The organism is Fluviirhizobium alvei, from assembly GCF_030551875.1.
Lineage (GTDB): Bacteria > Pseudomonadota > Alphaproteobacteria > Rhizobiales > Rhizobiaceae > Rhizobium_E > Rhizobium_E alvei.
This window is the reverse complement of record NZ_JAUOZU010000007.1, coordinates 70,783-89,292: the sequence shown is the minus strand read 5'-3', so window position 1 is coordinate 89,292 and position 18,510 is coordinate 70,783. Positions and strand designations below refer to the sequence as shown.

17 protein-coding genes are annotated in these 18,510 nt (G+C 61.3%); 12 read left to right on the top strand and 5 right to left on the bottom strand.

The window, feature by feature from the left end; genetic code table 11:
• The first annotated feature begins 201 nt into the window (after positions 1–201).
• The 4 genes from Q4481_RS09750 (at position 202) to Q4481_RS09735 (ending at position 5,028) form a co-directional block, all read left to right on the top strand.
• Positions 202–2,046, top strand: coding sequence for an ABC transporter ATP-binding protein (locus tag Q4481_RS09750; protein WP_304376169.1), 1,845 nt, complete (start codon positions 202–204; stop codon positions 2,044–2,046).
• Positions 2,047–2,218: 172 nt separating this feature from the next.
• On the top strand, positions 2,219–2,692 hold the full coding sequence (locus Q4481_RS09745) for a DMT family transporter (protein WP_304376168.1): 474 nt from the start codon (positions 2,219–2,221) through the stop codon (positions 2,690–2,692).
• Positions 2,689–3,111 (top strand): DMT family transporter, encoded by a 423-nt coding sequence (locus Q4481_RS09740; protein ID WP_304376167.1) that lies wholly within the window; start codon positions 2,689–2,691, stop codon positions 3,109–3,111. Before Q4481_RS09745 ends, Q4481_RS09740 begins: the two co-directional genes overlap by 4 nt.
• A 57-nt stretch (positions 3,112–3,168) precedes the next feature.
• Positions 3,169–5,028 (top strand): ABC transporter ATP-binding protein, encoded by a 1,860-nt coding sequence (locus Q4481_RS09735; RefSeq protein ID WP_304376166.1) that lies wholly within the window; start codon positions 3,169–3,171, stop codon positions 5,026–5,028.
• On the opposite strand, the gene Q4481_RS09730 is transcribed toward Q4481_RS09735, so the two are convergent.
• The gene (locus tag Q4481_RS09730; RefSeq protein WP_304376165.1) at positions 5,009–5,977 is read right to left on the bottom strand and encodes an endonuclease/exonuclease/phosphatase family protein; all 969 of its coding nucleotides are present in this window, start codon (positions 5,975–5,977) and stop codon (positions 5,009–5,011) included. The genes Q4481_RS09735 and Q4481_RS09730 overlap by 20 nt on opposite strands.
• Before the next feature lie 345 nt (positions 5,978–6,322).
• Here Q4481_RS09730 and petA point away from each other — a divergent pair, with 345 nt between their 5' ends.
• The 5 genes from petA (at position 6,323) to Q4481_RS09705 (ending at position 10,409) form a co-directional block, all read left to right on the top strand.
• Positions 6,323–6,901: a ubiquinol-cytochrome c reductase iron-sulfur subunit gene (gene petA, locus Q4481_RS09725; protein WP_304376164.1), complete on the top strand. Its 579-nt coding sequence runs from the start codon at positions 6,323–6,325 to the stop codon at positions 6,899–6,901.
• A gap of 14 nt (positions 6,902–6,915) precedes the next feature.
• Complete coding sequence (locus tag Q4481_RS09720) at positions 6,916–8,175, top strand: cytochrome b (protein ID WP_304376163.1); 1,260 nt, start codon at positions 6,916–6,918, stop codon at positions 8,173–8,175.
• Positions 8,176–8,198: 23 nt separating this feature from the next.
• Positions 8,199–9,077, top strand: coding sequence for a cytochrome c1 (locus Q4481_RS09715; RefSeq protein WP_304376162.1), 879 nt, complete (start codon positions 8,199–8,201; stop codon positions 9,075–9,077).
• Positions 9,078–9,197: 120 nt separating this feature from the next.
• Positions 9,198–9,740, top strand: coding sequence for an adenine phosphoribosyltransferase (locus Q4481_RS09710; protein WP_304376161.1), 543 nt, complete (start codon positions 9,198–9,200; stop codon positions 9,738–9,740).
• Between the two features lie 27 nt (positions 9,741–9,767).
• The gene (locus Q4481_RS09705) at positions 9,768–10,409 is read left to right on the top strand and encodes a ThuA domain-containing protein (protein WP_304376160.1); all 642 of its coding nucleotides are present in this window, start codon (positions 9,768–9,770) and stop codon (positions 10,407–10,409) included.
• A gap of 9 nt (positions 10,410–10,418) precedes the next feature.
• Here Q4481_RS09705 and Q4481_RS09700 read toward each other — a convergent pair whose 3' ends face one another.
• Positions 10,419–10,886 carry a MaoC family dehydratase gene (locus Q4481_RS09700; protein ID WP_304376159.1) on the bottom strand — a complete coding sequence of 156 codons (468 nt, stop codon included), beginning with the start codon at positions 10,884–10,886 and terminating at the stop codon, positions 10,419–10,421.
• Positions 10,886–11,344, bottom strand: a complete 459-nt coding sequence (locus tag Q4481_RS09695; RefSeq protein ID WP_304376158.1) for a MaoC family dehydratase — start codon at positions 11,342–11,344, stop codon at positions 10,886–10,888. Before Q4481_RS09695 ends, Q4481_RS09700 begins: the two co-directional genes overlap by 1 nt.
• Before the next feature lie 64 nt (positions 11,345–11,408).
• Between Q4481_RS09695 and Q4481_RS09690 the strand changes: the two genes are divergently transcribed.
• The 3 genes from Q4481_RS09690 to Q4481_RS09680 all read left to right on the top strand — a co-directional run bounded on the left by Q4481_RS09690 (position 11,409) and on the right by Q4481_RS09680 (position 13,556).
• Entirely contained in the window at positions 11,409–12,575 is a 1,167-nt protein-coding gene (locus Q4481_RS09690; protein WP_304376157.1) for a hypothetical protein, read from the top strand.
• A gap of 8 nt (positions 12,576–12,583) precedes the next feature.
• Positions 12,584–13,258: a Crp/Fnr family transcriptional regulator gene (locus Q4481_RS09685; RefSeq protein ID WP_304376156.1), complete on the top strand. Its 675-nt coding sequence runs from the start codon at positions 12,584–12,586 to the stop codon at positions 13,256–13,258.
• A gap of 91 nt (positions 13,259–13,349) precedes the next feature.
• Complete coding sequence (locus Q4481_RS09680; protein ID WP_304376155.1) at positions 13,350–13,556, top strand: YgaP family membrane protein; 207 nt, start codon at positions 13,350–13,352, stop codon at positions 13,554–13,556.
• Between the two features lie 78 nt (positions 13,557–13,634).
• On the opposite strand, the gene ychF is transcribed toward Q4481_RS09680, so the two are convergent.
• Together ychF and putA are read right to left on the bottom strand one after the other, a co-directional pair.
• Positions 13,635–14,738, bottom strand: a complete 1,104-nt coding sequence (gene ychF, locus Q4481_RS09675; RefSeq protein ID WP_304376154.1) for a redox-regulated ATPase YchF — start codon at positions 14,736–14,738, stop codon at positions 13,635–13,637.
• Between the two features lie 105 nt (positions 14,739–14,843).
• Positions 14,844–18,506: a trifunctional transcriptional regulator/proline dehydrogenase/L-glutamate gamma-semialdehyde dehydrogenase gene (gene putA, locus Q4481_RS09670; protein ID WP_304376153.1), complete on the bottom strand. Its 3,663-nt coding sequence runs from the start codon at positions 18,504–18,506 to the stop codon at positions 14,844–14,846.
• Positions 18,507–18,510 lie beyond the last annotated feature (4 nt).

Here is an 18,510-nt window from a genome sequence, read left to right as displayed (position 1 = left end):
AAGTTATCTTCAACGCGAACAGAGGAGGATGCCATGGATAACATTGCCGAGCACACTCTTCCCCGTCTGCTGGTTCGCGCCTCCTGATCCATTAGGATCATCTGAATTTTCTCAATAATCCAGTTTCGGGCAACAGGCCTCTTCTGCTTGACCTAGCCCTGACCTTTCTTCGCGAGATCGCTCTCGCTATCGGAGCATTCCATGTTTGCTTGGTTTGAAAACCGCATCAATCCCTATCCGACAGATGCGCCGCAACTGCCGCCCAAGGGCCTGTTCGCCTTCTGCTGGTATTATACCAAGCCGGCATGGCCCTGGCTGGTCGTGCTCGGTCTTTGCTCAATGGGCATCGCCGTAATCGAAGTGTTTCTCTACCAGTTCCTCGGCAATATCGTCGACTGGCTGAGCAATGCCGATCGCGCCACCTTCCTTGCAAAAGAGGGCTGGCGGCTGGCCTGGATGGCGGCACTGCTGCTGATCGGCATGCCGATCATCGGCTTGATTCATACGCTGACCATGCACCAGGTTCTGGCCGGTAATTTTCCGATGATCGCCCGTTGGCAGATGCATCGGTTCCTGCTGCGCCATTCGATGACCTTCTTTGCCAATGAATTTGCCGGGCGGGTGTCGACGAAAGTGATGCAGACCGCGCTCGCCGTGCGCGAAGTGGCGATGAAGATCATTGACGTCTTCGTCTACGCCGTCAGTTTCTTCGTCTCGATGCTGGCGCTGGTGGCTGCCGTCGACTGGCGTCTCGGCCTGCCGCTGCTCGTCTGGCTGATCATCTATATCCTGATCCTCCGGCATTTCATCCCGCGGCTGCGCCAGCTTTCGAGTGCCCAGGCCGATGCCCGCTCGATGATGACGGGCCGGATCGTCGACAGCTATACCAACATCGCGACGGTGAAGCTTTTCTCGCATGCCGGCCGCGAGGAGATCTATGCCAAGGAGGGCATGGACGAGTTTCTGGGCACGGTGCATGGCCAGATGCGGCAGATCTCGCTGCTCAACATTGCGGTCGATATCAACAACGTACTCGTGCAGTTCTCGGTTGCAGCTCTCGGCATCTGGTTCTGGCTGGGCGGCGAGGTCAGCATCGGCGCGCTGGCGGTCGCGATCGGCCTGTCGATGCGCGTCAACGGCATGTCCAACTGGATCATGTGGGAAGTGGCGGCGTTGTTTGAAAATATTGGCACCGTCTATGACGGCATGGGCATGATGACCAAGCCGCACGATATTCTGGACAGGCCGCAAGCCAAGGCGCTTGCCGCACCGCGCGGCGAGATCGTCTACGAGGATGTCCGCTTCCATTACGGCAAGCAGAAGGGTGTCATCGAGGACTTTTCGCTGACCATCAAGGCGGGTGAGAAGGTCGGACTCGTCGGTCGCTCCGGGGCCGGCAAGACGACGCTGATGAACCTGCTGCTGCGTTTCTATGACGTCGAGCGGGGACGCATCCTGATCGACGGCCAGGATATTGTGCATGTCTCGCAGGACAGTCTGCGCGCGCTCGTCGGTGTTGTCACGCAGGATACCTCGCTTCTCCACCGTTCGGTGTGCGACAACATTGCCTATGGCCGGCCCGATGCCACGGATGCCGAGATCATCCAGGCTGCCAAGCGGGCCAACGCCTGGGAGTTCATCGAGACGCTGGTCGATCCGCAAGGTCGTCGGGGCCTCGAGGCCCAGGTCGGCGAGCGTGGTGTCAAGCTCTCGGGCGGCCAGCGTCAGCGGGTGGCGATCGCACGCGTGTTCCTCAAGGATGCGCCGATCCTCATTCTCGACGAGGCGACGTCTGCGCTGGATAGCGAAGTCGAGGCGGCGATCCAGGAAAACCTGTTCCAACTGATGGAGGGCAAGACCGTGATCGCGATCGCTCACCGACTGTCGACGCTCACTGAAATGGATCGTCTGATCGTGCTCGACAAGGGCGTGATCCGCGAACAGGGCACGCATGGCGAACTGGTCGCTAAAGGCGGCATCTATGCTGATCTCTGGCGGCGCCAGTCGGGCGGCTTCATTGCCGACGATGCCGTTGTGGAAGCCTGATCATTGATGACGACAGACCCTGCGCCGGCGCGTTCGGCGCAGGCTGTCTTTAGATTTCCTAAAGTCATTTCCAGCTTTTCTCGATTCCCATCATCGCTTGTTGGTGTAAATCCGGAAAGGACTTTGAAAACCGGGGCCGCTTGCGCGCCGGCGTGAAGAAGAGGGTATGTGCGTGGCACGTTTCGGTGACTGGGTTCTGGCCATTGCCTCGGGTGGCATGCTGGCCGGCATGATCAAGATCAACAGCACTTTGGCACAGGAAACGACCGCGCTGACGGCATCCTGGACAGCCCATGCCGTTGGTGCTGCCGCTGCCGCCGTTTTCGTGCTCGCCAATCGGTCCTTTTCCGGTTCGATCGCACCTTCCGAACCTGCCGATGCGGGAAGGGCGCCATTGTGGTCCTATCTTGGTGGCGTGCCGGGTGCCTTCGCCGTGGCCCTGAGCGCCATGGCGGTCAACAGCGTGCTCGGCCTTTCGACTGCGCTGGCCTTTCTTCTGGCCGGACAGTTGCTGTTCGGTCTGTTTTCCGATGCGATCGGACTTCTGGGGACCCCGCGCCGGCGGCTTGGACTACTTGATCTCCTGTCCGTCATCCTGGTCGGGCTCGGCAGTTTCATCCTTCTGGAAGCGGGGAGCGCGTCATGATTTCTGCCATCCTGATTGCGCTTTGTGGCGGCGCCTTCGTTGCCGCCGGACGATCGATGAATGCGCGACTTGGTGAAGCCAAGGGTGTTTTCCAATCCTCGTTCTGGAACCATTTCGGTGGAGCCGTCTTCATTCTGCTTCTGATCCCGCTGTTCGGTTCGATCGAGTTTTCGGCGCTGGCAAAGGTACCGTTCTGGACCTTGACCGGCGGCGTGATCGGGGCTGGCTTCGTTGCGATCAGCAGCTTCGTCTTTCCCAGGCTCGGCGCGACGCGGTCGGCGCTGCTCATCATCGGCGGGCAGATGGGGGCAGGTCTCGTCATCGATATGGTGCTTGCCGGAACAAAGCTTGCGCCGATGCACTTTCTCGGCCTGGCTCTGATCGTCGCCGGCATCGTCGTTGCAAGGCTGCGGGGATAATGAGGTTCGAGGGCAGAAGTGCCTTTCGTATGACCAAGGCCGGCCCTATATAGACGCATGGCCATCACACGACTCTTCAAGCGCTTTGAATCCTGGATCGACCCTTTCCGCCGCAAGACTGATCTTCGCCCGCCGGGGTCTGTGCTCGGTTTTCTCTGGTTCTACGTCTCGCAAGCGAAATGGCCGTTTCTGGCCATGCTGGTGGTAGGCGGCCTCGTCGCCGTCATGGAGGCGTCGCTGTTCTGGTTCACCGGCCGCATCGTCGACATCCTCGATGCAACGCCCGCCGGCGGCGGTTGGAGCGGCCTGATCGCGAGCCACGGTTACGAGATTCTCGGCATGGCGCTCGTCATGCTGGTGGTGCGCTTTACCATCGTCGCCCTCAATGCATTGCTCGAAGAGCAGACGATCGTGCCCGGCTTTTTCAATCTCGTGCGCTGGCAGGCTCATGCGCAGGTGTCGCGGCAATCGCTTTCGTTCTTCCAGAATGACTTTGCCGGCCGGATCGTCACCAAGGTCTGGTCCGCCGGACAGTCGACCGGCGACCTCATGGTCTCGTTCCTGCAGGTGGTCTGGTTCATCATCATCTATGCGGCGACCACCATTGGCATGGTTTCGGGCCTCGACTGGCGCCTGGGGGTGACGGTTCTTGTCTGGCTCATCGTCTTTCTGCTGCTGGCCCGCTTTTTCGTACCGCGCATTCGCAAACATGCGCGCGAAACGGCTGAAGTCTCCTCCATGCTGACTGGACGGCTGACGGATTCCTACTCGAACATCCAGACACTCAAGCTCTTCGGCCGGGAAGAGGATAATGACCGCTACATCCGCGACGGCTTTTCCCTGTTCTATAAATCGATCATTCCCTTCACCCGGCATCTGACTGGGGTGCGCATGTCGCTTGCTTTCGTCTCCGGCCTGATGATCACGGCCATGGCAGCCCAAGCGATCGATCTGTGGCTGAGGGGCGAGATCTCGGCCGGGTCGGTGGCGTTCTCGCTGGCACTCATCCTGCGCCTGAACATGCTGCTCGGACGGCTGATGACCCAGTTCAACGGCATCATGCGCAATATCGGCACCATCCAGAATGCGGCGGAAATGATCGCCCAGCCGATCGGACTTGCCGATCGTCCGGATGCGACCGAGTTCCAGCCCGCCGCTCCGTCCGTATCGTTTGAAAATGTCAGTTTCCATTATGGAAAGGGCAGCGGTGTCATCGACAATCTGTCGCTTGTTGTTGCGCCGGGTGAGAAGGTCGGCCTTGTCGGTCGTTCGGGCGCCGGCAAATCGACGCTCGTCAATCTGCTCCTGCGCTTCTACGATGTTGAAGGCGGACGCATTCTGGTTGGCGGGCAGGATGTGCGGTCGGTCACCCAGCAGTCTCTACGTAACCAGATCGGTATGGTCACGCAGGATACCGCACTGCTGCACCGGTCGATCCGCGACAATATCCTGTTCGGCCGGCCGGATGCCGACGATGCGGCTCTGATCCGCGCGGCGCGGGAGGCGGAGGCGCATGATTTCATCATGGCGCTTGAGGATCATCGTGGCCGCAAGGGTTATGATGCTCATGTCGGCGAGCGTGGAGTGAAACTGTCGGGCGGCCAGCGACAGCGTATCGCGATTGCCCGCATGCTGCTCAAGGATGCACCGATCCTCGTTCTCGACGAGGCGACGTCCGCACTCGACAGCGAGGTCGAGGCCGCGATCCAGCAGAATCTCGACAAGCTGATGAAAGGCAAGACGGTCATCGCCATCGCGCACCGGCTGTCGACGATTGCCAGCCTCGATCGGCTCGTTGTCATGGACGGGGGCAGGATCGTCGAGGAAGGCAGCCATGCGGCGCTTCTGGCCCGCGATGGGCTTTATGCGCGCCTCTGGGCCCGCCAGTCCGGCGGCTTCATTGGGGCGGATATGTAAGCGTCTGGTCCTCAAGCACGACATCGGCAATCAGGCCGAAATGGTTCGAGCCGAGCGCATCGTCGAGCCGGTGCAACGATTTGAAACGCAGAGTCAGCGGCATGTCGTTACGGACGAAGACATGGTCGATGGCCATGCCGGCTTCGACGAAGTCGACCGGCCAGGTTGCCGGCTCCTTTTCCGCCGTCATGAAGCCGTTGACCCGCATGAAGTTGCGCACGCCCGGCGACAGGATCGATGAATTGAAATCGCCCGCCAGGATCAACGGTCCGGCAATCGGCTTGATGAACTGCGTGACACGGGCCATCTCGTGGTTCAGGAAACCGTCGAAATAGGGCTTGGTGAAATGGGCGTTGACGAAGGTCACCACCCGTCCATCGAAATCGATCGAGGCATAGAGCAGGCGATCGCGATAGATCGGGCTTGCGGTCTTCAATTCCGCCATCACGAAGGGGCGTTTGGACCAGAGGCTCTGATCGCAGGTGATGGTTTTGGCGCCGCAGCCGAGCCGGTAGGGATAGGTCTGCTTGATCCGGTCGATTTCCGGCCCGATCGGGGCGGATTCCTGGATGAAGATCACATCGGCGCCGGAATTGATCATCGCATCGGCGACATCCTTGCCGTGCGGATTGTCCCCCATGATGTTGACCGACATCAGGCGGAAGAGCGGTTTGGCATCGGGATCAAGGAGGCCGGGCTGCCGGAAGCTTCCGAGCATCATGTAACCATGCACAGCCAGACCGACAGAGGCGAGCACCAGCAGGAAGCCATAGAGGTTGCGGTAGATCAGAAAGCCCAGTGCTGCCATGAGGAAAGCGAGTGCTGCGCCCTGGATCTGGAAGCTGGCGAATGTGTGAAACAGCCAGTGACCCGTGACATAGCGGGCCGAAAGCACGAGGACGAGACAGGTCGCCAGGGTCGCGATGATGGTGGAGAGGGTCTTTCGCATGAGGGCCTACTGCTTCAGGGGCGTGATTACATCGACACCGATCCCGGCTAACATGCGAAGAGTCGCCTGACAATCGGAGCGAAGGCACATCGTTTGAGGTTCGGAGGCGGGGGCTTCCTCTTGACTTCGCTCAAATCGGGGTGGAAAGCGTCAATCAAAAGAAGTGCATGGCGCCAGAGAACAGATTTCCCGCGACATTGTGCCCACCTCCCCTTGCCAACACTGGACATAATCTGCAATCAAGCTTAGAACGCGCCCGAAAGTGGGGGATTCCTAGGCCTAATTGTGGCCTGTCAGGACCACTTGAAGGTTAAACGACACATTCGCGCAGAGGATAGAAAAGCCGTGAGCGGACATGAGACGACTAGCGGGGCAGAGGGCGGACCTACCCGCCGCGATTTTCTTTATTTGACGACGGGTATGGCGAGCGCTGTTGGTGCCGTCGCCGTTGCCTGGCCTTTCATCGACCAGATGCGTCCGGATGCTTCGACCCTGGCTCTTGCCTCGATCGAAGTGGACGTTGCTGCCGTCGAGCCGGGAATGTCGTTGACGGTCAAGTGGCGCGGCAAGCCGGTCTTCATCCGCAACCGCACGCCTGAAGAAGTCGAGGCCGGCAAGAAGGTCGAAATGTCCGACCTCAAGGATCCGGTCGCCCGTAACGCCAATCTTCCGGCCGATGCAACGGCAAGCGACATCGATCGCTCCGCCGGTGAAGGCAAGGAAAACTGGATCGTCATGATCGGCTCGTGCACCCATCTGGGTTGCGTGCCACTCGGTCAGGCAGGTGATTTCGGTGGCTGGTTCTGTCCCTGCCATGGTTCGCATTACGATACGGCCGGTCGTATCCGCAAGGGTCCGGCACCGCGCAACCTCGATGTGCCGGTGTTCTCCTTCGTTTCTGACACTGTCATCAAGATCGGCTAAGGGGGCATCTGATCATGAGTGTTGAACATCATTCCACATACGAGCCGCGAACCGGCGTCACGAAGTGGATCGATTCACGTCTGCCGCTGCCGCGGCTCGTCTATGATTCCTTCATTGCCTATCCGGTGCCGCGCAATCTGAACTTCGCCTACACCTTCGGCGCCATGCTGTCGGTGATGCTGGTCGTGCAGATCCTGACCGGCGTCGTGCTGGCGATGCACTATGCCGCCGAAGTCACGGTTGCCTTCTCGTCGGTCGAACAGATCATGCGTGACGTCAACCACGGTTGGCTCCTGCGCTATCTGCATGCGAACGGTGCCTCCTTCTTCTTTATCGCGGTCTATCTCCACATTGCCCGCGGCCTCTATTACGGTTCCTACAAGGCGCCGCGCGAAATCCTCTGGATCCTCGGCGTGGTGATCTACCTCCTGATGATGGCGACCGGTTTCATGGGCTACGTTCTGCCCTGGGGCCAGATGTCCTTCTGGGGTGCGACCGTTATCACCGGCTTCTTCTCGGCCTTCCCGTGGGTCGGTGATTGGATCCAGCAGTTCCTGCTCGGCGGCTTCGCTGTCGGCAACCCGACGCTGAACCGCTTCTTCTCGCTTCACTACCTGCTGCCGTTCATGATTGCCGGCGTCGTCGTCCTGCACGTCTGGGCGCTGCATGTCGTCGGTCAGACCAACCCGACCGGCGTCGAAGTGAAGTCCAAGAGCGACACCGTTCCGTTCACGCCCTATGCAACCATCAAGGATGCGCTCGGCGTCGTGATCTTCCTCCTGGTTTATGCCTGGTTCGTGTTCTACCAGCCGAACTTCCTCGGCCATCCGGACAATTATATCGAAGCCAACGCGCTGAAGACCCCGGCCCACATCGTTCCGGAATGGTACTACCTGCCGTTCTACGCAATGCTGCGCGCCATCACCTTCAATGTTGGCCCGATCGACTCCAAGCTTGGCGGCGTTCTGGTGATGTTCGGCTCGATCATCATCCTGTTCTTCCTGCCGTGGCTTGATACGTCGAAGGTGCGCTCGGCTGTCTACCGTCCGTGGTACAAGCTGTTCTTCTGGATCTTCGTGGCCAACGCGATCATGCTGGGCTGGCTCGGTGCCAAGCCGGCTGAAGGGCTCTACGTGGTGCTGTCGCAGATCGGCACGCTCTACTACTTCTCCTTCTTCCTGATCATCATGCCGTTGCTCGGCCTTCTCGAAACCCCGCGGCGTGTTCCCAACTCCATCACGGAAGCCGTGCTGGAAAAGAGCGCCAAGGCTTGAGAACCGGCTGAGAGGATAAAGATATGAAAAAGCTTTTCACGAGCATCGTCCTGGCCGCGGCCCTTGCTGGCTCTGCTGCCACCGCCGTTTCGGCGGCGGAAGAAGCCCACGACCTGAAGGCACAGGTGGAACACGCCATTGCAGGCGGCCACTTCCCTGTCCTGAAGCCGGTGGAACAGAAATGGTCTTTTGCCGGTTTCTACGGCAAGTATGACAAGGCTGCGCTGCAGCGCGGCCTGAAGGTCTACAAGGAAGTCTGCTCCGCCTGTCATTCGATGAAGCGGGTCGCCTTCCGGACGCTGACGGATCTCGGCTATACCGAAGCGCAGGTCAAAGCCTTCGCTGCCGAGTATGAAGTGCAGGACGGCCCGAACGCCGACGGTGAAATGTTCACCCGCAAGGCCGTTCCGTCCGATTACTTCCCGTCGCCGTTCCCGAACGAAGAAGCTGCCGCTGCCGCAAATGGCGGCGCTGCTCCGCCGGACTTCTCGCTGCTCGCCAAGGCGCGCGGCGTGGAACGCGGCTTCCCGCAGTTTGTCATCGACATGTTCGTTCCCTACCAGGAAGGCGGCGTCGACTATATCTACAACCTGATCACCGGTTACCAGGAAGCGCCGGCTGGCGTGGAAGTGGCTGAAGGCACGCACTTCAACCCGCACTTCATCGCCGGTATCGCGCTCAAGATGGCGCCGCCGATCTCGGCTGACCAGGTGACCTATGACGACGGCACGCCGCAGACGGTCGAGCAATATGCGCACGACGTCTCATCCTTCATGATGTGGGCTGCTGAGCCGCATCTCGAAGAGCGCAAGCGTACGGGTTTCATGGTCATGGTGTTCCTGCTCGGTCTCGCCGCGCTGGTCTACCTGACGAAGAAAGCGGTCTACGCCAACAAGCATTGATGCTTTGGTGCCATGAACAGGAAAGGCGGCCTCGTGCCGCCTTTTTGCTGTCATGGCGCCGGTTTTGTTCTATTGTCCCGCCAGGCCAAAAAGGCGCGGCGAAACTATATGGAAGCACAGATGGATACGCTCAAGGACACGCTGATTTCAGCCATCCGCACCATTCCGGACTATCCCAAGCCCGGCATCCTGTTCCGTGACATTACGACCCTGCTTGGCAATGCCAGCGCCTTCCGGCGTGCGGTCGATCAGCTGGTCTATCCCTATGCCGGTACCAAGATCGACAAGGTGGCGGGCATGGAAGCGCGCGGCTTCATTCTGGGCGGCGCGGTGGCGCACCAGCTGTCGGCCGGGTTCATTCCGATCCGCAAGAAGGGCAAGCTGCCGCATGAGACGGTGCGCATTGCCTATAGTCTCGAATATGGCATCGACGAAATGGAGATGCACAAGGATGCGGTCCAGCCGGGCGAAAAGGTCATTCTCGTCGATGATCTGATCGCGACCGGCGGCACTGCCGTGGGTGCGGTTTCGCTGTTGCGCCAGATGGGTGCCGAAATCGTGGCGGCCTGCTTCGTCATCGATCTGCCCGATCTCGGCGGCCGCAAGAAGCTTGAGGAAATGGGCGTCAAGGTTCGCACTCTGGTCGAGTTTGCCGGACACTGATCGATCCATCTGGGAGGAGTGGAGAGGATGAAGCAGGCATTGATTTTCTGGGGCGGCTGGGAAGGGCACACACCCGAGCGCAGCGCCGCAGTCGTTTCGCAGATGCTGGCGGCGAACGATTTTACTGTTACCGTCGAGGCGGGAACTTCGGTTCTTGCGTCGGCTGACCTCGCCCGCTTCGATCTCATCGTTCCGATGGTGACGATGTCGACCATCGAGAAGCCGGAACTTTCGGCCCTGACGGCGGCGGTTGCTGCCGGCACCGGCCTTGCCGGCTTCCACGGTACGATGGGAGACAGTTTCCGCAACGAGACCGAGTACCAGTTCATGGTGGGTGGCCAGTGGGTTTCCCATCCCGGCAACATTATCGACTACCGGGTCAACATCACCCGGCCGGACGATCCGATTGTCGCGGGAATCGGCGATTTCGCCTATCGCTCGGAACAGTATTACATGCATGTCGATCCGGCGATCGAGGTCCTGGCCACCACGACCTTCAATGGTGATCATCTCGATTTCATCGATGGCGCTGTGATGCCTGTGTTCTGGAAGAAGCGCTATGGCAAGGGGCGGGTGTTCTATTCGGCACTCGGCCATACGGCGGATGAGTTCGCGGTTCCCGAAATGCGCACGGTGTTCGAGCGCGGCGCCCTTTGGGCGGCGCGCTGAAGCCAACGCCTATTCGAATTCGACCACCGAACAGTCGAACGTGGTAACGAGCTCGCCCTGTTCATTTTCCGCCTCATAGGTGAGGTCGGCAATGAAACGGCCGGGCCGGCTCGGAACCGGGCGATCCGAGTTGAAGCGCATGAAAATGCGGATCGTATCGCCGGCGAAGACCGGTTTCAGCCATTTGAGATTGCGGATGCCGGGCGCCGGTCCCAGTTTGGGCGGTGTGCCGCCGGCCTTTGCAACAGCCTTGGCCTGGGCGACGATATTGTCGACATTGGCGCGCATGATGGCCGCACAGACATGCCAGCCGGAAGCGCAGAGGCCACCGAAGACCGAATCCTTGGCGCGTTCGGCATCGGTATGGAAATATTGCGGATCGAACTTGGTGGCAAAGTCCATGATCTTGTCGGCATCGAAATGATAGGTGCCGATCTCACGGCGCTCGCCGGCGGGGAGCAATTCGGACAAACGCATCAGGAGGCCTCCCGCATCCGGAACATGGCCGGATGTTCCATGATCATCACGGTCTCGCCGCGCTGGTTGGTGATTTCATGGCGGAACCGCACGAGGCCTATTCCGGGACGGGACCGCAGTTCGCGCGCTTCGAGCACTTCCATCCGGCCACTGAGACGGTCACCGGCAAGAACGGGCTTGCGCCACTCGACGAGATCGATGCCCGGAGCGCCCTCAGACGATGACGACAGGAGCATCGTATCGCAGAATTCGCGCATGGTGATGGCGCAGGTGTGCCAACCGGAGGCAGCGAGGCCGCCAAGAATGGAGGCTCGACCGGCTTCTTCCGACAGGTGGAATGGCTGGGGATCGAATTCAGCCGCAAAATCGATGATTTCCTCTGCCGTCACCTGACGCTCGGGATAGGTGAAGATCCGCCCCGGTGGCAGATCCTCGTACCAGTATTTGATTTCCTTCATTGGCTCATGCATCTTCCGTGCTAACAACGTTGCGCAAGAAAAGACTTTCCGGGAGCCAGTGCAAGTGCAATTCGACCTTTCCGATTGGGAAAAACGCAAGGCCGCGTTGCTTCCCCTGTTGCAGGATGCCACGAGCCGTGGCCTGCTGGCTTCCGAGCAAGCCGTCAAGCTCACCGATTATCTCGTGTCGCGCGGGCTGGATGCAAGACGGTTGGCGGCCGCTTCATCGGTCGAAGGCGAGGGACTGTCAGCGCCACGCGATGACAGTGCAGGCCCGAGCGAAGTTGCAGAAGCGCCGCGCTTCATTCGCGGCTTCCACGATATTCTGATCACGATCGGTATTCTGGTGCTGATCGCAGGTCTGGGTGGGTTGACGCGTGTCTATGTCATTCCGGTGGTCGCCATCGTGCTGGCGGAAATCCTCGTCAAGCGGCAGCGCCTGGCCTTACCGGCCGTGGTTCTCACGCTTGCCTTCGGGGGCTCGGTGGGTTTTGCGGCGGGAACCTTCATCAATGCCGGTTGGCCGGGAATGATGGAAGATCTACTGCTCACGCTGAGCGCGCTTTGCGCGGCCGTATGTCTGGCACTCTTCTACTGGCGTTACCAGGTGCCGCTGGCGCTGAGCGCCGTGATCGCCCTGGCCTTCGCCGTCGTTGTCGAAGGCGGCTCGCTCCTGATCTGGTCCGCATCGGCAGATCCGCTCTTCTATAGCAAGAGGCCATGGCTGGTGGCCTTCTATATCGGTGTTTTCGCTGTGCTCACATTCGGCATGGCGCTCAGGTTCGATCTTGCTGACCGGATGCGGGTTACCCGCCGGTCCGATGTGGCCTTCTGGCTGCATCTCGTGGCAGCGCCAGCCCTGCTTTATACGCTGATCGCGGTCATCTATCTGTCGCGCGGCAACCAGATCTTCGGGACGGAGCCGAGCCTCTGGCAGGCCGTCGCCATCGTCTTTTCCGTTGCGGCTCTGATGCTGACGGGGATTGTGCTCGACCGGCGCGCCTTCGTGACCTCCGGTCTGGTTTCGCTGGGGTATGCGATCAACATTCTCCTTAGCAAGGGTAGCCTGGAAGGGTTGCTCAAATCGGCGGATTCGCTGTTCTTCATCATCCTGATTGCGATCGGCGTCGTGGTTCTATCGCTTGGCATCGGCTGGCAGCCCTTGCGGCGGATCGTTGTCGGTGCCTTGCCGGAAAACCTCTCCGGCCGCCTGCCGCCGGTGGCGGCCTGAGGCCGGCCATGACAGGCTCGACACCCAGTTCCTGGCTGATGTCCTCGGTCTTCAGCGAACCGCTGGAGCCTCAGGCGCAGCGCGTTCTTTCTGACCTGCGGCCGCAACTGATCAAGGCGCGGTCGGTTCTCTTCCATCCGGGGGTGCGGCCGGAAGGGTTTCTGATCGTCATCGATGGCCGGGTCGGTGTCTATCTGGTCGGCAAGGGCGGGCGCGAGCTGTTGCTCTATTCCGTGAGCCGCGGCGAGACCTGTATCCAGACCACGCTTGGCCTTCTGGGCCAGGAGCCCTATTCGGCCGAAGCGGTGGCGGAAACCGATCTCGTGGCGGTGATGGTGCCGCAGGCGGTTTTCGAAACGCTGGTGGCCACGTCAGGCGCTTTTCGCGGCTTTGTCTTCCGCGCCTTTGCCGCGCGAGTGGCTGATGTGATGTTCGTTCTCGAGCAGGTCGCCTTCGTAAAGGTGGAAAGCCGGCTGGCCCATGTCCTGCGCGAGCGCGCCGATCCATCCGGCACCGTGAGTGCCACGCATCAGGAACTCGCCGTGGCGATCGGTTCGGCGCGCGAAGTGGTGACGCGTCAGCTGCGGGCGCTCGCCAGTCGCGGGCTCGTTGCGCTTGAGCGCGGGGCGATCGAGATCGTCGATCCGGCAGAACTTGCGCGACTGGCCGAGGAAATCGCCTGATCCGGTGACAATGTCACCGACGGATGCGCAGAAAGGGGTTATCGTCTGTTCATCAACGACACCATTGGGGTGTCATCGAAGGAGAGACGTCATGTTTGCCAAGAATATCGGAACCATCGATCGTGTGCTGCGCATCGCCGTCGGCCTGGCGCTGCTGGCGGCATTCTTCCTCACGCCCAACACCGGCGGCTGGCACTATGCCTATCTGATCGGCATCGTCCCGCTTCTGACGGGCCTGATGTCGTCCTGCCCGCTCTATTCGATCCTCGGCATCTCGACCTGCCCGGTCAAGCACTGATCGCGCAAGCGTCAAATGAAAAACCGGCGAGCTTGGGGCCCGCCGGTTCCATTGTCCTAATGATGTCTGACGCTTCGATCAGGTATTGAAGCGGAAGTGGATGACGTCGCCGTCGTGGACGACATATTCCTTGCCTTCGTCGCGGGCCTTACCGGCTTCCTTGGCCGCCACTTCGCCGCCGAGGGTCACGAAATCCTCATAGGCAATGGTGAAGGCGCGGATGAAGCCGCGTTCGAAATCGGTATGGATGACGCCGGCAGCCTGCGGGGCCTTGGTGCCACGCACGATCGTCCAGGCACGGCATTCCTTCGGGCCGACCGTGAAATAGGTGATGAGGTCGAGCAGGTGATAGCCGGCGCGGATCAGCCGGTCGAGGCCCGCTTCCTCAAGCCCGAGGGCGGAGAGGAATTCCTTGGCCTCGTCTTCCGGCAGTTGCGCCACTTCCGCTTCGATCGCGGCGGAAATGATCACGCATTCCGCACCCTGTTCGGTAGCCATCTTCGCCACCGCTTCGGTATGCTTGTTGCCGGTCGCCGCTTCTGATTCCGCAACATTGCAGACGTAGAGAACCGGATGCGAGGTGAGAAGGTTGAGGCCCTTCAGGATGTCGATCTCGTCGGCGCCGAGCGTCTTCAGCAGCAGGCGAGCCGGTTTGCCATCATGCAAGAGCTTGATGACGGCTTCCATCACCGGCAACTGGGCCGTGGCTTCCTTGTCCTTGCCGGTGGCGCGCTTGCGCGTCTGGTCGACGCGGCGTTCGAGGCTTTCGAGGTCGGCGAGCATCAGCTCGGTCTCGATCGTATCGGCATCGCCCACCGGATCGATACGGCCTTCGACATGGGTGATGTCGGTATCTTCGAAGCAGCGCAGCACATGCACGATCGCATCGACTTCGCGGATATTGGCGAGGAACTTGTTGCCCAGGCCTTCACCCTTGGAGGCGCCACGCACCAGACCTGCGATATCGACGAAGGAGATGCGGGTGGGGATGATTTCCTTGGAGCCGGCGATTGCCGCCAGCTTCTGCATGCGCGGATCCGGCACCGCCACTTCGCCGGTATTCGGCTCGATGGTGCAGAAAGGATAATTGGCAGCCTGCGCTGCGGCGGTCTTGGTCAGCGCGTTGAAGAGTGTGGACTTGCCGACATTCGGCAGCCCGACGATTCCGCATTTGAAGCCCATGATGCGATCCGGTCCCGGCAAATTGATTTGCCCATGCCTATGGGCAATGGGGTCCGCGAGGTCAAGCCTCGCGGACGAAATGCCGACAAAATAGTCGTTTCAGCCTCAGCCGATCGTCATCAGATTGGCATTGCCGCCGGCGGCTGCGGTGTTGATGCTGATCGAACGTTCCTCGACGAGGAGATCGATCGGATAGGCGCCATTGTCCGAAACCGGGTGGAGGGGAAGAATTGCCCCATTCCGACCGGCCGCTGCGGCTCCTGCCGCCAGAAGCGCATCCGCGCTTCCGCTGAAGAGGGCTGCGGCCAGATGCGGTTCCGTTGCCCAGTCCGTCGTCCGATCGATGCGGGCTGCGATGCTGGCGGGCAGGCCGGTCAGGCTCTCGGCATCGGAAACCGGTAGAACGATCCGGTTTCCGGTTGCCAGGATGGCGGCGATCTGTTCGAGACTCGCCTCGAGACTGTCGGCGAGGCTGAGGATGCGGCCGCGCGGCGTCAACCGGTAGAGATTGGTTTCCCCCACCGGTCCGGGCAGTTCCATTTCAGCGCCAAGGGCAGAGCCGGCAATATAGGTCGCGGCCTGCCTTGCGGCGCCATCCTGTCCGTTGGCCTTCAGCCACGCCAGAAACTGGGCCGCATCGGGGTCGACCGCGCCGCCGCGCACGGCAGGACGGTTGTCGTTGCCGGCATGGCGGAGCCGGGTGAGGTAGAGCGGGCCGCCGGCCTTCGGGCCGGTTCCGGACAGGCCTGAGCCGCCGAAAGGCTGAACGCCGACGACCGCACCAATGATGTTGCGGTTGACGTAGATGTTGCCGGCTTCGACTGTGCTGGTCACGCGCTCGATCGTCTCGTCGATGCGGGTATGCAGGCCGAATGTCAGGCCATAGCCGGTGCCGTTGATCGCCGCGATCAGGTCATCGAGTTCCTCGCGCCTGTAGCGCAGCACATGTAGCACCGGGCCGAACACTTCGCGACCGAGTTCGGCGATCGCGTCGATCTCGATGATGGTGGGGGCCACGAAGGTGCCGTTGGCGGTGGCACTCCCCAGCGGCAGGCGATGGATCGTCTTGCCGCGTTTGCTCATGGCGTCGATATGCGCCTCGATGGTGGCTTGCGCCTCGGCTGTGATGACCGGACCGATATCGACCGCAAGAGCGGTGGGAATGCCGAGCTCCAGCTCGTTGAGCGCGCCCTTGAGCATGGTCAGCGTCCGGTCGGCGATGTCATCCTGCAGGCAGAGAATGCGCAGGGCCGAGCAGCGCTGGCCGGCGCTGTCGAAGGCAGAAGCGATGACATCGCCCACCACCTGTTCGGGCAGTGCCGTGGAATCGACGATCATGGCATTCTGGCCACCGGTTTCGGCAATCAGCGGCACTGGGCGCCCTTCCGGTGTCAGGCGGCCAGACAGCTGCTTCTGGATCAGGCGCGCGACTTCGGTCGACCCGGTGAACATCACGCCGGCGCAGTCGGGATGGGCGACGAGAGCTGCGCCAACGGCACCAGCGCCCGGCACCAGCTGGGCGGCGTCAGCCGGAACACCGGCACTATGCAGCAGACGGATCGCTTCGGCAGCGATCAGTGGCGTTTCCTCGGCCGGCTTGGCGAGAACGGTGTTGCCGGCGGCCAGGGCTGCGGCGACCTGGCCGGTGAAGATGGCGAGCGGGAAGTTCCACGGGCTGATGCAGACGACCGGACCGAGCGCGGATGCGCCCGGCGCCTTTTCGGCTTCGTCGGCATAATAGCGCAGGAAGTCGACGGCCTCGCGCACTTCGGCGATGGCATTGGGATAGGATTTGCCGGCTTCGCGCACGATGAGCCCGATCAGAACCGGCATGCGGGCTTCCATGTCGTCTGCAGCCTTGCGCAGGGCATTGGCGCGCAACTGGACGGGGCTCCTACCCCAGCTTTCAGTGACCGCCATGGCCTTGACGAAAGCCGACGTAATATCGTCCGGCGTCGCATAGCGCGCATGGCCGACAATGTCGGTGCGGTCAGCCGGGTTTGTGACGGTGAGATCGGTGGCGGAAGCGGCCGCGGTTCCGGTCGGTTCCGCCGTCCAGGTCTGCCGGGCACTTTCCGCCAGAGCAGAGCGCAGCGTTTCGAGCACGGTTTCGTTGGAGAGATCGAGGCCGAGCGCGTTCTTGCGGTTGTCGCCATAGAGGTTGCGCGGATGGCGGATTTTGTCGTGCGGCTTGCCGACCGGTGTCTCGGCGGCCACGACATCGGCCGGATGGACGATCAGTTCCTCGACGGGCACGGCTTCGTCGGCGATGCGGTTGACGAAGGAGGAGTTGGCACCGTTTTCGAGCAGCCGGCGCACGAGATAGGCCAGAAGCGTTTCATGCGTGCCGACCGGCGCATAGATACGGCAGGGACGGTTGAGATTTTCAGCCCCGACCACCTGGTTGTAGAGCGGTTCGCCCATGCCATGCAGGCACTGGAATTCATAGTCGCCGATCGCGAAATCGGGTCCCGCCATGGTCATGATCGAGGCCAGAGAATGGGCGTTGTGGGTGGCAAATTGCGGGAAGATCTCCGCCCTTGCCGCAAGCAGCTTGCGCGCGCAGGCGAGGTAGGACACATCGGTATGGACCTTGCGTGTATAGACCGGATAGCCATCCAGACCATCGAGCTGGGCGCGCTTGATTTCGCTGTCCCAATAGGCACCCTTGACGAGCCGGATCATCAGCCGGCGGCCGGATCGGCGGGCAAGATCGATCAGCCAGTCGATGACGAACGGGCAGCGCTTCTGATAGGCCTGGATGACGAAGCCGATACCCTTCCAGCCGGCGAGATCGGCATCGAAGGCGAGGGCTTCCAGAAGCTCGAGCGACAGTTCGAGTCGGTCGGCCTCCTCGGCATCGATGTTGAGGCCGATATCGTAGCTCTTGGCGAGGGCTGCCAGTTGCTTCACGCGCGGCAGCAGTTCGGAAAGCACGCGATCGCGTTTGGCGCGGGAATAGCGCGGATGCAGCGCCGAAAGCTTGATCGAGATGCCGGGGCCGGCATAGACGCCACGACCGGCGGATGCCTTGCCGATCGCATGGATCGCGGCGACATAATCGGCGAGATAACGGGCCGCATCGGCAGCCGTCGTGGCCGCTTCGCCCAGCATGTCGTAGGAATATTGAAAGCCCTTGGCTTCGAGCGGCTGGCTGCGCTTGAGCGCTTCCTCGATCGTCTGGCCGGTGACGAACTGCTCGCCCATCAGCCGCATGGCGATATCGACCCCCTTGCGGATCACCGGTTCGCCACTGCGGGCAATCAGCCGCGTCAGGGCGGACGAGAGCGAGGCTTCGCTGGTGGTCGATGTCAGCTTGCCGGTCACGACGAGGCCCCAGGTGGCGGCATTGACGAACAGGGATGGGCTCTTGCCGACATGGGCATGCCAGTCGCCGCCCGAAATCTTGTCGCGGATCAGCGCATCGCGCGTCGCCGCATCGGGAACGCGCAACAGCGCTTCGGCGAGGCACATCAGCGCCACACCTTCCTGGCTCGACAGGGAATATTCATGCACCAGACCCTGCACGCCACCGCGATTGACATTGGCGCGAAGGCCTTCGACCAGCCTGCGCGCAAGGTTGGCGGTGCTGTCGCGATCGCTGTCCGTCATTTTCGCGAGATCCAGAAGCGGCAGCAGGCATTCTTCCTCGGGGCGACGGTAGGCGGCCGTGATTGCCTGGCGCAGCGAATTGCGCTCGATGCTGGCGGCAAAATCGGCAAAGGGGGTCGCTGCGGGAATGTCGGTGGTCAGGGGCAGGGTGGCCATGGCG